General features: G+C 65.1%; 14 protein-coding genes. 3 read left to right on the plus strand and 11 right to left on the minus strand.

Going from position 1 to position 14,025, the window contains the following annotated elements:
* Window positions 1-26 precede the first annotated feature (26 nt).
* Together ISM_RS10260 and ISM_RS10265 are read right to left on the minus strand one after the other, a co-directional pair.
* Window positions 27-1,637, minus strand: coding sequence for a thiamine pyrophosphate-binding protein (locus tag ISM_RS10260; RefSeq protein WP_009814089.1), 1,611 nt, complete (start codon window positions 1,635-1,637; stop codon window positions 27-29).
* Window positions 1,638-2,759 carry a sulfite oxidase gene (locus ISM_RS10265; protein ID WP_009814090.1) on the minus strand — a complete coding sequence of 374 codons (1,122 nt, stop codon included), beginning with the start codon at window positions 2,757-2,759 and terminating at the stop codon, window positions 1,638-1,640.
* A gap of 271 nt (window positions 2,760-3,030) precedes the next feature.
* On the opposite strand from ISM_RS10265, the gene ISM_RS10270 reads away from it, so the two are divergent.
* The 3 genes from ISM_RS10270 to ISM_RS10280 all read left to right on the plus strand — a co-directional run bounded on the left by ISM_RS10270 (window position 3,031) and on the right by ISM_RS10280 (window position 6,139).
* Window positions 3,031-3,948 carry an MBL fold metallo-hydrolase gene (locus tag ISM_RS10270; protein ID WP_009814091.1) on the plus strand — a complete coding sequence of 306 codons (918 nt, stop codon included), beginning with the start codon at window positions 3,031-3,033 and terminating at the stop codon, window positions 3,946-3,948.
* Window positions 3,948-4,892 (plus strand): MBL fold metallo-hydrolase, encoded by a 945-nt coding sequence (locus ISM_RS10275; RefSeq protein ID WP_009814092.1) that lies wholly within the window; start codon window positions 3,948-3,950, stop codon window positions 4,890-4,892. The genes ISM_RS10270 and ISM_RS10275 overlap by 1 nt, the downstream gene beginning before the upstream one ends.
* A gap of 203 nt (window positions 4,893-5,095) precedes the next feature.
* Window positions 5,096-6,139: a YeeE/YedE family protein gene (locus ISM_RS10280; RefSeq protein ID WP_009814093.1), complete on the plus strand. Its 1,044-nt coding sequence runs from the start codon at window positions 5,096-5,098 to the stop codon at window positions 6,137-6,139.
* A gap of 286 nt (window positions 6,140-6,425) precedes the next feature.
* Here the strand turns inward: ISM_RS10280 and ISM_RS10285 are convergent, their stop codons facing one another.
* The 9 genes from ISM_RS10285 to ISM_RS10325 form a co-directional block, all read right to left on the minus strand.
* Entirely contained in the window at window positions 6,426-6,869 is a 444-nt protein-coding gene (locus ISM_RS10285; protein WP_009814094.1) for a DUF302 domain-containing protein, read from the minus strand.
* A 63-nt stretch (window positions 6,870-6,932) separates the two neighbouring features.
* Window positions 6,933-8,033 (minus strand): c-type cytochrome, encoded by a 1,101-nt coding sequence (locus ISM_RS10290; RefSeq protein WP_009814095.1) that lies wholly within the window; start codon window positions 8,031-8,033, stop codon window positions 6,933-6,935.
* Window positions 8,017-9,279, minus strand: a complete 1,263-nt coding sequence (gene soxC, locus ISM_RS10295) for a sulfite dehydrogenase (protein WP_009814096.1) — start codon at window positions 9,277-9,279, stop codon at window positions 8,017-8,019. The genes ISM_RS10290 and soxC overlap by 17 nt, the downstream gene beginning before the upstream one ends.
* Before the next feature lie 24 nt (window positions 9,280-9,303).
* Window positions 9,304-11,001 (minus strand): thiosulfohydrolase SoxB, encoded by a 1,698-nt coding sequence (soxB, locus tag ISM_RS10300; RefSeq protein ID WP_009814097.1) that lies wholly within the window; start codon window positions 10,999-11,001, stop codon window positions 9,304-9,306.
* 94 nt (window positions 11,002-11,095) lie between these two features.
* Window positions 11,096-11,950 (minus strand): sulfur oxidation c-type cytochrome SoxA, encoded by an 855-nt coding sequence (soxA, locus tag ISM_RS10305; RefSeq protein ID WP_083780923.1) that lies wholly within the window; start codon window positions 11,948-11,950, stop codon window positions 11,096-11,098.
* 26 nt (window positions 11,951-11,976) lie between these two features.
* Window positions 11,977-12,306, minus strand: a complete 330-nt coding sequence (gene soxZ, locus ISM_RS10310) for a thiosulfate oxidation carrier complex protein SoxZ (RefSeq protein WP_009814099.1) — start codon at window positions 12,304-12,306, stop codon at window positions 11,977-11,979.
* Window positions 12,307-12,330: 24 nt separating this feature from the next.
* A complete protein-coding gene (gene soxY / locus ISM_RS10315) occupies window positions 12,331-12,747 on the minus strand; it encodes a thiosulfate oxidation carrier protein SoxY (RefSeq protein WP_040618013.1) in 417 nt (138 codons plus the stop codon).
* A gap of 48 nt (window positions 12,748-12,795) precedes the next feature.
* Entirely contained in the window at window positions 12,796-13,269 is a 474-nt protein-coding gene (gene soxX, locus ISM_RS10320) for a sulfur oxidation c-type cytochrome SoxX (RefSeq protein WP_040618014.1), read from the minus strand.
* 100 nt (window positions 13,270-13,369) lie between these two features.
* Window positions 13,370-13,972 (minus strand): SoxW family protein, encoded by a 603-nt coding sequence (locus ISM_RS10325; RefSeq protein ID WP_009814102.1) that lies wholly within the window; start codon window positions 13,970-13,972, stop codon window positions 13,370-13,372.
* Window positions 13,973-14,025: the final 53 nt, after the last annotated feature.

Genomic DNA, 14,025 nt, shown 5'->3' on the forward strand with positions numbered 1-14,025 from the left:
GGGCGGGTGCTGGGCCGAGGGGCCGCTCAGGGGAATTTCGGCGCGGGAATGGTCTCGATCTCGACATTGACGCAGGCGGGCAGCCCGCTCGCCAGAGCGGCGCGGAGCGCCGGTTCGAGATCCTCGGGGCGGGTGACATGGGCGCCAAAGCCGCCCAGCGCCGCGACCGCCAGATCATAGCGCGCGCCCGAAAGCTCGCAGCCATGGGTGCGGTCACTGCCATAGTCGCGCTGCTGGATGAGGTACTCGGCGTTCCAGCGATGGTCATTGCCGATCACCGCCACGAAGGGAAGGTTTTCGCGCAGGGCGGTTTCGAACTCGGGCAGGTGAAAGCCGACGGTGCCGTCGCCCATCATGGTAAAGACGCTCGCCGTGGGATCGGCGGCGCGGGCCCCGAGCGCATAGCAGAGCCCGCCGCCGATGACGCCGGAGACGCCATTGGTCAGCATCCGGGGCGCGCGGATGAGCGCCTGCGCCCATTGCCCGAACTCGCCGCCGTCGCGGATCACCACCGGGTTGGGGCTGTCCTGGGCGACGCGCTGGATGGCGTGGCAGACCGAGGCGCTGTCGAGCAGGGCGCTATCGGCGGCCTCGGGCACCTGGGCCGCGATGAGGGTGGTCACATGGTCGACCCAGGCGGCCCGGTCGGCGGTGGGTTTCGCCTCGGTGAGCGCCTGCGCCACGGCGCGGGGATCGGCGGACCAGAGCTGATCGAGCCTGTCGCCAAGATTGCGGCGCGCGATCCCGGCGTCGCGCGCGTCCGGTGTCACCACATGCCAGCGGGCGATGGGGGCGTTGTCGGTTTTGCCAAAGCCGAGGGTCACATCCACCGGTTTGCCCAGCGAGACGACGAGATCGGCCTCGCGCAGCGCCTCTTTCCAGCGGCCGAGCATCGGGTCGTTGAGACCTCGGGGGCTTTCGACACAGAAGACCGGCGCGGCGAGCGCGCGGCGGAGCGTGTCGGCGAGATCCGGGTAGCGGGTGTCCGACAGCAGCGGGCCGAGGATCACCAGCGGCTTTTGCGCGGCCCCAAGCGCCGTGGTCAGCCGGTCGAGATCGGGCGTGGCGCTGCTGGGCAGGTCGGTGGCCGGAAGCGTTACCTCGGGATAGGGCGCGGGCGCGGGTGTTTCGATCCGCAGCATGTCATCGGGCAGCGACAGATGCACCGGGCCGGGGATGCCGTCGCGGGCGATGGAGAGAAGCCGCGCCACGGTTGCGGGAAACTGCGCCGGATCGGTGATCCGTTCGCTCGCCTTGGTGAGCGGCCGGGTGAGGCCGATCTGATCCATCTCCTGAAAGGCGCCGGTGCCGTCGCCCGACACCGGGCTGTCGCCGGACATGAGCAGGATCGGCGTTTGCGAATAGGTGGCGGAGATCAGTGCGGTGAGCGCATTGCCGAGCCCGCCGCCGGCGGTGACCATGGCGACGCCGACCTCGCCGGTCATCTGGGCATAGGCCTCGGCCATGAAACCGGTCGCGCCCTCGTGGCGGGTGTGATGGAGCCGCAGTTCGGTGCCAAGCGCGGCATCGAATACCGGCATGATCTGGTTGCCGGACAGCGCGAAGACATGGCGCACACCGGCGCGGATCAGGGCGGCGACGAGATGGTCGGCACCGCGTTTCTTATCTTGGGTCATTCAGCTGTCTTTCTGGATCGCGTCCGGTTGGGCCACATGGACCACGGTTTTCTGCACCGCATTATTGGCAAAGCCCGCCATGTCGAAGGGCGGCTCGATGGGCTGGGTGCGGCCCTCGGCATCGGTGGCGCGGCAGGCGAGCACATGGCGGCCGGGCGTGGCCTGCCAGTCGAGATGCCAGCCGGTCCAGGCGTAGCGCCCGACGGGGGCATCAAGCGTCGCCTCTTGCCAGCCCTCGGGGGTTTCCACCTCGACCCGGGCGATGGGCGTGCCGCCACCGGACCAGGCGCGGCCGCGCAGCGTCACGCGCCCCGGTTCGAGCCAGCGTTCGCGGCTGATCCAGTCGGGCACGCCCGGCGGCGCCATCAGCGATTTGACGCGGATCGTGGTCACCGGGCGGCCCGGGTCGTTTTCATCCTTGCGAAAGCGGTAGGTCTGCACCTGTTGGAACCCGTCATAGCGGGTGGTCAGCGCCGAGATGTCGGTGAGCCATTTGACCGAGGCCATGCCATACCAGCCGGGCACGATGAGGCGCAGTGGCGCGCCATGTTGCGGCAAGAGGGGCTGGCCGTTCATGCCCCAGATGAGCATCACGTCGAGCGCGGCCAGCTCATCAGGTGTGAGCGAGCGGCCAAAGGCATGGGGCTGGCCCTTGTCAAAGCCGAAATCAGCCCCGGTGAAGGCGAAATCCTGCACGTCATTCTGTGGCTTGGCCCGGGCGATGAGCGGCGCGAGCGGCGTGCCGGTCCATTCCGAGGTGCCGACCGCCTCATACATCCAGGGCATCGAATAGGCGCGGGGGCTGACCCCGGCGCGGCCATTGCCGGCGCATTCGAGCGTCACCGGCAGGGTTTCGGTGGGCAGCGCGCGGATCTCGTCCATCGTCAGGCTATAGGGCGCGTCGAAAGCGCCGGAGAAACTGAGCCTGTGCTCCGCCTCGTCGATCAGCGGCACGTCGAAATGGTTGAGCAGGTAATGCGCCCCGGTGGGGGTGATGTCACGGGTGAGCGTTTCGAGAAGCAGCCCGGAATTGCGGTTGGCGAGCCCGACTTCGGCGGCGGAAAACACGCCCTCGGTGGTCTTGGGGCGTTTGGTGTCGGGGGAAAAGGGGTTGGGCGTCATGATCTGTCCGAAATGGGAGGGCGGCGGGGCAAAGGCCTGCCGGGCTGGGCGCAGGGTAGCACCCGGGATCGCTTACCAAAAGTGGATTATCCTAACCATTTGTGTAAGCTAAGCTTTCGCTCGGCGGGCTGTCGCGCGGGTGGCAATCGCCGCTTGCCAAAGGGGGCGGGCGGGGATCATATTCATGAAATGGAATAAATATCTGGCCTGCGGCGCGGGTCATATGGGTCACACGGGTCATAGGGGCCATGCGGGCCAAAGGGGGGATCAAATGGCGAGCACACGCAGAGAATTTCTGGCGCTGGCGGGGGCGGGGATGATGCTTGGCGCGTCCGGGCGGCTCTGGGCGCAGGTCAGCACAACGGTGGGCGACTGGCAGGTGACGAGCGTCAGCGATGGCCATCTCAGCCTGCCGCGCGGGTTTTATTTCGACGGGCTGCCCGAGGCCGAGCTGGCCCCGATCCTTGAGGCGCAGGGGCTCATGGGGGATATGATCGCCTCGCCCTGCAACGTGACGCTGGCGCGGCGCGAGGGGGCGGTGGTGCTCTTTGATTGCGGCGCGGGGCCTGCGTTCATGGAGAGCGCCGGGGAACTCATCGAGGCGCTCGATGTGATCGACGTGGCGCCGCAGGATGTGACCCATGTGGTCTTTACCCATGGTCATCCCGATCACCTCTGGGGGGTGCTCGATGATTTCGACGAGCCGGTGTTTTCGGAGGCGGCGCATCTGATGGGGGATGCCGAGTGGAACTATTGGCGCGACCCGGAGACGGTGGAGACGATCGGCGAGGCGCGGGCGAGTTTCGCGGTGGGCGCGGCGCGGCGGCTCGAGTTGGTGGAAGAGCGGATCACGGCGGTGGCGGATGGCGAGGAGATCTTGCCGGGGCTGGTGGCGCTGGCGAGCCATGGCCATACGCCGGGGCATATGTCCTTTGTGCTGCAGGGCGGGAGCGAGGCGTTCTTGGTGGCGGGGGATGCGATCGTCAACGGTCATGTGGCGCTGGCACGGCCGAGCTGGGAGCTCGGCTCGGATCAGGACCCGGCGCAGGGGGCGGCGACGCGGCTGCGGCTGCTCGACATGCTGGTGACGGAGGAGATGCGGCTCATTGGCTATCACCTGCCGGACGGCGGGCTTGGCCGGATCGAGCGGGCGGGCGAGGCCTATCGGTTCGTGGCGGAGGGCGCGTGATGCGGGGGGCGATGATGGTCGCGCTGCTCTGGGCCGGTATGGCGGGGGCGAGCGAGGAGATTGCCGACAAATACCCCGGCTCGATGCTCTATGACAAACCGGTCGAGGTGATCCCGCATGTGTTTTCGGCCATCGGGGCCACCGCGCCGCCGACCTATGAGAACGCGGGCCATAACAACAACCTGAGCTTTATCGTGACCGGCGATGGGGTGGTGGTGGTCAATGCAGGCGCGTCCTATGGGCTGGCGAAGGCGCTGCATGACGAGATCCGCGCGGTGACCGATCAGGAGGTCAAGCTGGTGCTGCTCGAGAACGGGCAGGGCCATGCGATGCTGGGCAGCAATTACTGGGCCGAGCAGGGGGTCAAGGTGGTGGCCCATGAGGAGGCCGCCGCAGAGATCGAGGAGTATGGTGCGCAGGTGCTACGCGGGATGCGGGCCTATGCCGGGGAGCAGGGCGAGGGGACCGAGATCCACCTGCCCGACGAGAGTTTCAGCGACGAATACATTGTCGAGATGGGCGAGATGCGGATCGAGGCGCGGTATCTCGGCCCGGCGCATAGTCCCGGCGATATCGTGGTCTGGCTGCCCGGGCAGAGCCTTGTGATCTCGGGCGACATGGCCTTTCACGAGCGGATGCTGCCGATTTTTGAGCACACCTATACCGCCGATTGGATCGAGACATGGGAGACCGCCTTCGAGCCTCTGGGCGCGACCTATGTGATCCCCGGCCATGGCCATCCGACCAATATGGCGCAGGTGCGCCGCTATACCCGCGACTACCTCGTCTATCTGCGTGAAAAGATTGGTGAACATCTCGAGGCGGGGGGCGATCTGTCTGAGGCCTATTATGTCGATCAGTCGCCCTATGCCCATCTCGACACGTTCGAGGAGCTGGCCACCAAGAACGCCGGTCGGGTGTTCGAGCAGATGGAATTCGAGTGAGCGCAAAATAGGACGGAAATGACGAGGGCGGCGCGGCGGGCCGGGGCGCTTTGGTCATGAATGCCACCAGATCGGAATGATATTCCTCAAGGGGCGGCCCTATGGGAATGATGTCCCGTAGGACCGCTCTTGACCCCTGTATATAAAGTACGATGTAAGGGCGGACTTCGAAATTCACTCGAATCCCCGGAGGCGAGACCGCCATGTTGTTCGAAACCTATGATCTGCCGTTTGACGCGCAAGGGGCGCAGCTCTTTGTCGGGCTGGCGCTTGGCCTGCTGTTTGGCGTGGCCGCCCAGATCAGCCGCTTCTGTCTGCGCCGTGGCCTTGTGGCCGGGTCGGATCAGCGCGCGGCGCTGGGCACATGGCTCAGCGCGCTGGCGGTGGCCGTGGCCGGCACCACGGCGGCGATTGCGCTGGGCTGGGTCGATCTGTCGGATCACCGGCTCATGGTGAGCGAGCTGCCGCTGCTGGCGGTGGTGGTCGGCGGGCTGAGCTTTGGCGTCGGCATGGTTCTGACCCGGGGCTGCATCAGCCGTCTGACAGTGCTGGGCGGCACCGGCAACCTGCGGGCGCTGACGGTGCTGTTGATCTTTGCCGTGGTGGCCCATGCCACGCTCAAGGGCGTGTTTGCGCCGCTGCGCGTAGCGCTGGGCTCGGTCACGGTGGACACGGGGCTGGCTTCGCTCGCCGAGCTGCCCGGTGGCGCGGTGACCTGGGGCGCGGTTCTGGTGGCAGCGCTGGTCGCGGCGGTGGCCTGGCTGCGTCCGCGTCCGCTGCATGTGGCGCTGGCGGCGGTGATCGGCCTCTTGATCACGGCGGGCTGGGTGGCGACCGGGCTTCTCTTCTTTGATGAGTTCGAGCCGCAGCCGGTGCAATCGCTGGCCTTTACCTCGACCTGGGCTGACAGCCTGTTCTGGACCGTGGCGAGCAGTTCGATCCCGGCGGGCTTTGGCGTGGGCCTTGTGGGCGGTGTCTTTGGCGGCGCGTTCCTGTCGGCGCTGCTGCGCGGCGAGCTGCAATTCGCGAGCTTTGAGACTGCCGGTCAGACGCTGCGCTATGCGGCGGGGGCGGCGCTGATGGGCTTTGGCGGCGTGCTGGCCGGGGGCTGCACCGTGGGGGCGGGTCTCTCGGGCGTGTCGATGCTCAGCCTTGCGGCGCTGGTCGCGCTGGGGTCGATCGCGGCGGGGGCGCTTGTTGCTGACCGTGCGCTCAACCGTGGGCCGGTGCTGCAACCTGCGGAGTGACGCGGGGTGCATAGAGATTGGAGGGCGGTCCTTGGGGCCGCCCTTTTTTGTTGGGGAGAGGAGGCCCGGGACAAGGCGCGTCGCGCCGCCGGGCAGCGCCCGTCCGCCCCCCGGGCGGGCGCTTTGGCACGGTCCTATGGGTCGGTGAGGTCGGGTTGGGGTGGCGAGATAAACTGGCCTGCACGAGGGATGTGCGCCCCCCCGCGGACGGGCTTGCCCGGCTCGGTGATCGGGCGCTGCCCGGCGGTGCTGCGCACCTTGTTCCGGGCTTGGCGATGTCGGGCGGTTACTCCGCCGCCTCGGTGGCGATCTCGGACAAGAGCGCCTGCACCTCTTGCATCGGGCCTTCGGGGAAGGTGCGATGGCCGATGACCACCTCGCCCTCGCGCTCGTAGACGAAGACCGAATAGGGGCAATGGGCGATATTGGTGGGATCGGCCTCCATCACCTTGCGCGACAGGGCCGCCGAGCAGAAGAGAAAGATATCCGCCTCTTCAAAGAGCTTTACGTCCGAGCCGACATCGGCGGCGGTCCGGGCCAGCATTTCGCCCGCGTGGCTCACGTAATCGACGACGAGGCCGCGCCCGATGATGGCGTTTTCCACGGCAAAGGTCGCGTCATCGAAACTGCCCTTATAGGGCAGCAGCACGGCGTGATCCCCGGCCGAAGACGGCCCGGCCACGAGGGCGGCGAGGGCTGTGGCGAAGAGCGATGTGGTGATCCGTGTCATGGCGACATCTCCGGTGGTCAGAGGGGCCGGCCCCCCGGAGGGAGCCGGTGTCAGTATCGCAGATCAGTCGTGAAATGTCGAAAGATAGGCGATGATCGCGTCGAGCTCTGCGTCTTTTTTGAAGCCGGCAAAGCTCATCTTGGTGCCTTTCACCACATCCTTGGGCTTGGTCAGGAAGGCGCGCAGGGTGGCGTCATCCCAGGTCAGCCCGTCTTCGGCGGCGGAGACCATGCCCTTGGAGTATTTGAACCCGTCGACCGTGGCCGCGGCGCGGTCCACCACGCCGTTGAGGATCGGGCCCGAGCGGTTTTTCGCCTTGTCGCCGACCTGATGGCAGGCCTTGCATTTGCGAAAGAGCTTTTCGCCTTCGGCCACGAGGGCCGGATCGGGGGCGGCAGGGGCTTCTGCGGCTGCTGGCGCTGCCTCGGCGGCGGGCTCTGCCTTGGGCTCGGCCTCGGCTGCGGGCGCGGGGTCGGCGGCGGCCTTGGCCGGGTTGCGCGGGTTGGTCGCGTCGACCAGCTGCTGCACCTTCTTGGCCTTGGTTTCCTCGGGCGTCACGTCGAGCACGGCGGCGCGCATGGTGATCTCGACCGCGTCCTTGCAGCCGGTCATGCAGGGCTCGCCCGCGAAACGCGGGTATTCCGTCTCGGCCCGGTCATCGATGATGAACCCGTCGGCATTGGGCATCTCGACCTCGAGGAAATTGTCGCGGCTGAGCACGAAATCCTCTTCGACGATATAGTTGGAATAGAGGATATAGGCGACGATGGCATAGACCTCGTCATCGCTCAGCGTCTGGGCATTGCCGAAGGGCATCGAGCGGTGGACATAATCCCATGTGGTCGACAGATAAGGCCAGTAGCTGCCCACGGTCTTGAGCGGGTCCTTGTCCGCCAGCGTGCCATCGCCGCCCGCCAGTTTCGGCCAATTGTCGACGCCCTCGGCGAAATCGCCGTGGCAGATCGCGCAGTAATCGGCAAAGAGCGCCTCGCCATCCTCGACCGAGCCGGAGCCCTCGGGCAGGCCGGTGCCATCGGGCAGAACGTCGAGATCCCAGGCTGCGATTTCCTCGGGCAGGGCGGGGCGGCCAAGGCCCAGAGTATCGGCCCCGGCAGTGCCGGCCAGGCAGAGCAGCGCAGCGGTGAGTTTAAGAAATTTCGACATTTTCTGCCTCCCCATTGGGTTTTACCCACCATGTCTGGATGCCATTGTTGTGATAGATCGAGTTTTCGCCGCGCACTTCGCGGAGCTGATCCTTGGTCGGCTGGACATAGCCCGTTTCGTCCATGGCGCGGGCCTGCAGGAGCATCTCGCTGCCGTCCCAATCGGTGTCGAGATAGAAGCGCGACATCGCCATCCGTTCACCGGGCTTGGCCAGCCGGGCGGTTTCCCAGGTGATGCCACCGTCTTTGGAAACATCGACGCGGGTGATGGCCCCGCGCCCCGACCAGGCCAGCCCGGTGATCACCAATGGCCCGGTTCCGTGAGTGATGGGGGATTGCGGGCTCGGTGAAGTGATGACGGATTTGGCGTCCATCTCCCAGGTCCATTTGCGGCTGGTGCCGTCGGCCAGGGTATCGGTGTATTTCGAGGTCTCTTCGCGGCTTTCCACCGGCGCGTTGAGCACTTCGATGCGGCGCAACCATTTGATCCACATATTGCCTTCCCAGCCCGGCACCACGAGCCGCACGGGATAGCCATGTTCCTTGCGCAGCGCCTCGCCATTGGCCTTGAACGCGACGAACACATCGTCGAGCGCCTTCTCCATCGGGATCGAGCGGCCGTTCGACGAGGCATCGGCGCCTTCGACATAGACCCATTTGGCCGAGGCATCGAACCCGGCCTCTTCGAGCAGGGCGCGCAGCGGCACGCCGGTATATTCCATGTTGTGGATCATGCCATGGGTGAACTGCGCGCCGTTGAGCTGGGCCCCGGCCCATTCCATGCCGGAATTGGCCGCGCATTCGCAGAAATACACATGATTTTCGCGCGGGAAGCGTTCGAGATCCTCATAGGTGAAGACCAGCGGCCGGTCGACCAAGCCGTTGATCATCAAGCGGTAATCCTGTTTGCGCAGCTCGATCGCACCGGAATGGTGGCGTTCAAAGGCGCAGCCCTGCGGCGTGATCGTGCCGTCGAGCGCATGGATCGGCGTGAAGTTGATCGAGCTGATCGTATCGGCGGTGAGCCATTCGACATTGCGGCGGATCACATCCGCCTCAAAGCGGATCGGCAGGCTATAGGGCGTGGCATCGACACCGTCGCCGAGACCGCTGGCCCAGGGCTGGACCTCGGTGATCAGCGGATCGGCGGATTGCGCCCGCGCCGAGGTGGCGAGCGCCCCCGCGCCAGCGGCGGCGGCGGCAGAGCCGCGCAGGAACGCGCGGCGGGAGGTCGGTCTTTGGGACATACGATTGCTCCTTTACGGGGGGTATCAGAGGCCGGTGACGGTAACAGAAGTGTTCTCGGCGGGAGAGACGGTGCCGAGATTGCGGATATGCTCTTCGACCACATCCCAGATCGGCGGGCCTTCGGTGCCTTCATTGACGCTCGCCCAGCCGGCCACCACATAGTTGCGGGCCGGGTCGATGGCCTCGCCGGTGGCGAGCAGCGTCATGTCGGTGATCCGTTCGCCCTGCGGCTTGGAGATGTCGATCTTGTAGCCGAGCCCGCCGGTGCGGACCATGTCGCCGCCCTGCTGGTAATAGGGGTCGGGGTTGAAGATATTGTCGGCCACGTCTTCGAGCACGATCTTGAGAAACTCGCCGGTCATCTCGCTGCGATAGGCCTCGGGGTAGGTCATCGAGGTGACGCCCCAGATGTCTTCGCGGGTGATGTCCTGACCGGGGATCAGCGACGGGCCCCAGCGGACGCCGGGCGAGAGCGCGATCTCGGCCTCGCGACGGGTCAAGAGCGCGTCGCAGATCAGATCATCCCAAGAGCCGTTGAAATTGCCGCGCCGGTAGAGCAGCCCGTCGGTGCGCCCGATCACCTCGGCCAGCGCCTCGGCATGGGGCGCGCGCTGTTCGTCGATGAGCGCCGCGATCTCGGCATCGGGGGTGATGACATCCGAGAAGATCGGGATGAGCTTGTGCCGAAAGCCCATCATCCGCCCGTCGCGCACGTCGAGATCGACGCGGCTCACGAATTTGCCGTTCGAGCCGGAGGCCACGATGATCGTGTCGCCGACCTGCACCGGTTCGGGCAGGGCGTCATGGGTATGGCCCGAGAGGATCACGTCGATGCCGGTGACGATGCCGGCCATCTTCTTGTCCACGTCAAAGCCATTGTGCGACAGGCAAACCACCAGCTCGGCGCCTTCGGCGCGGACCTCGTCGACCATCTGCTGCATATGTTCGTCGCGGATGCCGAAAGAGTATTCCGGGAACATCCAGCCGGGGTTGGCGATCGGCATATAGGGGAAGGCCTGACCGATGACGGCGATTTTCACGCCGCCACGCTCAAAGAATTCGTAAGGCTTGAAGAGCTCCGCCGGTTCGTCCCATTCGGCGTCAAAGATGTTCTGGCCGAGTGCGGCATAGGGCAGGCCTTCGACCAGCTCGGTCACCCGGTCGGAGCCGAGGGTAAATTCCCAATGGAAGGTCATCGCGTCGGGTTTGAGCGCGTTCATCACATTGACCATATCCTGCCCCTGGCTGTGGTAGCAGGTGTAGGAGCCGTGCCAGGTGTCGCCGCCATCGAGCAAGAGCGCGTCGGGCCGGTCGGCGCGGATGGCGTTGATCACGGTGGCGACCCGGTCGAGCCCGCCGACGCGGCCATAGCCCGCGGCAAGGGCGGCGAAATCGCCCGAGCTCAGCGCGTAATGGGCGGGGCTGCCATCGTCGATCCCGTAGAGACGGCGGAAATCGGCGCCGGTGACATGGGGCACCTCGCCCTTGTTCGGGCCGACGCCGAGATTGACCGAAGGTTCGCGGAAATAGATCGGCTTGAGCTGGGCGTGAATGTCGGTGACATGGATCAGCGAGACATTCCCGAACGTGTCAAATTCCAGAAGCTGATCCTGGCTCAGCGCCTGTTGCGCCGCGAGCCGCGCCCAGCTGCCAAAGCCCGATGTCCCGAGCAGCGCGGCCGCCGCCATGCTCGTTTGCAGAAAATCACGCCGAGAGATCATATCGTCCTACCCATCGCACATATGCGGAAAATTGAATGTTTTCGGAGGCAAAAAAGCCTCGCGCCACGGCAAAGCGGCGCGAGGCTCTTGCAGGTTAGTTGCGGACCGACGGCCCTTCGACCGAGAGACCATTGCCGCGCGAGGCGACATAGAGCTCGAGCGCCACGAACTCGGGGCTGCCGGGGGCAAAGGTTTCCGCGCGGGTGTCGCGGATACAGCCTTTGAACCGGTCATGCGCCGCGTTCAGCTTGGTGTTCTTGAGCCGGTAGACCGGAAAGCCGTTGATCTGGCCCTGGCTCAGGTGGTCGGCGCGGATCATGTTACCGTAATTGTCTTCGTGGCAATTCGCGCAGGCCAGTTCGAGCTGACCGAAACGGGTGTAGTAGATCTCCTTGCCCTTTTCCCAGGTCTCCTGGGCCGGGCCGTCGATCGCCACATTGACGGGCATGCCGCGCGACACCGAGGAAATCAGGGCCACCATCGACTGCATCGGAACGCTGGTATATTTCAGCTCTTCCGCGCCCATCTGGTTCACCCGGCAGTCATTGACCTGCATTTCCAGCGTGCGCACCTCGCCCGCCTCTTCATTCCATTTCGGATAGACGGCGCGGACGCCGGCGAGGCTCTCGGGTTCGTTGTGGCAGGAGGCGCAGGATTTGCCCTCGGTGCCTTCGACCTCACCCCAGGAATCGCGGGCCTGTTCGACGAAGATCATGCCGGGATTGTCGAAATCATCGGCTTGCATCAGGCGGGTTTCATCGCCGCGGAAATGCCAGCCTGAGATCACCTCGTCCATCACGTCCGACAGATGTTCGGGCGCGGCGGTGCGGGTGGTCATTTCGATCTCGTCATTGACCACGAGCGTGTCATCGACCGGTCCGGCCAGTGCCGGGGCTGCCGCCAGAAGCAGCGACCCCAAAGCGCCCAGTGCCACGGTTCTTTTTATCATTGGTATCCTCCCTGAATGACCGGCGCTTATCCGATTTCGATTGCTTTCTTGTCCTCGTAAACCGATCCGTCATCGTCATGCCAGGTGAAGTGGAATTCGCCGGCTTCCGGGACGGTGGCTTCGAATTCGAGGAACGGGTTGGTCGAGATCGCCGGTTCCAGCGTCACGTCGATCACGTTCTCTCCGTTGAAATCGCAGGTGAAGCGATTGATGATCGAGCGCGGGATCACATTGCCATCGCCATCTTTGCGCTGGCCGCTTTCCATCTTGTGGCTGATCAGCGTCTTGATGGTGATGCTCTCACCGGCGGCGGCCTTCTTGGGCACCTTGACGCGTGGTTTTACATCTTTTGCCATCTTCTAAATCTCCTGAATTGAGGATCAGCCGCCGCAGCCGCCGATGGTAACCTTGACGGTGCTCGATGCCTTGGCAAAGCTGCCGTCCGCCATTTTGGCGATGGCCACGACATCCTGTGTTCCGGCGAGGCGGATACGGGTGGAGGCGTGTTGGCTCGCGGCGAGCGGGCCGAATTTGAACGTGGCCACGGGCGGCACCGGGTTGCCGAGCGCCAGCACCATGATCTCGGTCGCGCCGGGGGCGGAGACCTCGATCGGAACGGTGTTGCCGTTTTCGGCGATCTCGGGGGCGGTGAGGGTGATGCCGGTGTCGGCCATCTCCGCGCCGCCGGTGAAGGCGGCGATTTCATCCTCGCCCTTGGCATTGGCGCTCATGGGCAGGCCGAAGGCGACAAAGGCGCCGGTGCCCATGATCATCACATTGCGTCGTGAAAGCTGCATTTTAAACTCCTGGAATCCTTGGTCCAGCCGCGACGGGCCGGGCCGCAATCACTCTTTGAGGGTTGTCAGATAGGCGACGACATCCTCGATCTGCTGGGCCGTCAGGATCGGACCGAACGTATCGTCTGCGGCTTTGCCGGTATAGGCCTTGCCGGGGCGGATGAAGCCTTCGGTCTTGTAGAAGGAGGGCATCATCGAGCCGTCGAACATCATCTTCGCATTGGCGACGATGCCGCGCAGCTCTGCCTCGGACCAGCGTTCGCCCGCGCCATCGAGCGGCGGCCCGATTTCACCGTGGAACGGCACTTCGGCCTGATCGCTGATCATGTGACAGGCAACGCAATTGCCAAGGCTCTTGTTGCCGACGATTTCGCGCCCTCGCGTGGCATCGCCTGCCGCACCGGAGAGCGACTGCGCCACAGCGCCGTCCTCGTAGGTGACATCGCTGGGTGCGATTTCCGCGGCGGAAACGCACGTAGCAGCCAATGCCAGCCCTACACTAAGGGTAAGTGTCTTTGCCATGTGTCCTCCCAAACATATTCATTTTTTTGTATATCAATACGCAGGCTCTGTATAGCGGGCAAGATGAAATCGCAGCCCGCCGCTGCCGCGCCATGGGTCGTCAGTCGGTGCTTCCGTTGTCACGCTCCTGGATGCGGCGGGCGTGGTAGCGTTGGAAATCCTCCCCGTTATCAAGCTCATAACGCTTTTCCGCCACCCAGGTGAACATGTCGATCGTGGTGCCGAGCCCAAAGGCGCCGGGCATCACCGCCACCGCAGATTGGGCGGCGGTCTGATCCTCGGGCACCTCTTCCGGCAGGAAGAGAATCGTCGGGGTGAAAAGCATCCCCCATTTGCGCGCCGCCTGTTTTTCGCTCAGCGCTTCGCCGTCGAAATCGGTCACTTCGGTATCGCCATGCAGGTTCATCTGCACGACGAAGAAATTGTCGCGGATATAGTCGGCGAGCACCGGCTGCGGAAAGATTTCCTCATGCATCTGGGTGCAGTAGACGCAGCCGCGCTGTTCCATGATGATGGCGAGCCGTTTGCCTTCGGCATTGGCCTCGGCGAGGTCTTCGCGCAGGTCCTTGAACGTGTCGCGCATCCAGTCGGTCTTGTGCAGACCGTCATCGCCGAGCTCGACAGCGGCGGCGGTGGTGGGAAGCGCGGTGGTCAGGCCCAGAGCGAGCAGGGCGGCGGCGGCGAGCGCGAAGAGACGGGGCATGGCATGTCCTTTCGAAAGAGGCGCGGCGCAGAGGGCGCGCCGGAAGGGCCGCG

This window comes from Roseovarius nubinhibens ISM, assembly GCF_000152625.1.
Classification (GTDB): domain Bacteria; phylum Pseudomonadota; class Alphaproteobacteria; order Rhodobacterales; family Rhodobacteraceae; genus Roseovarius; species Roseovarius nubinhibens.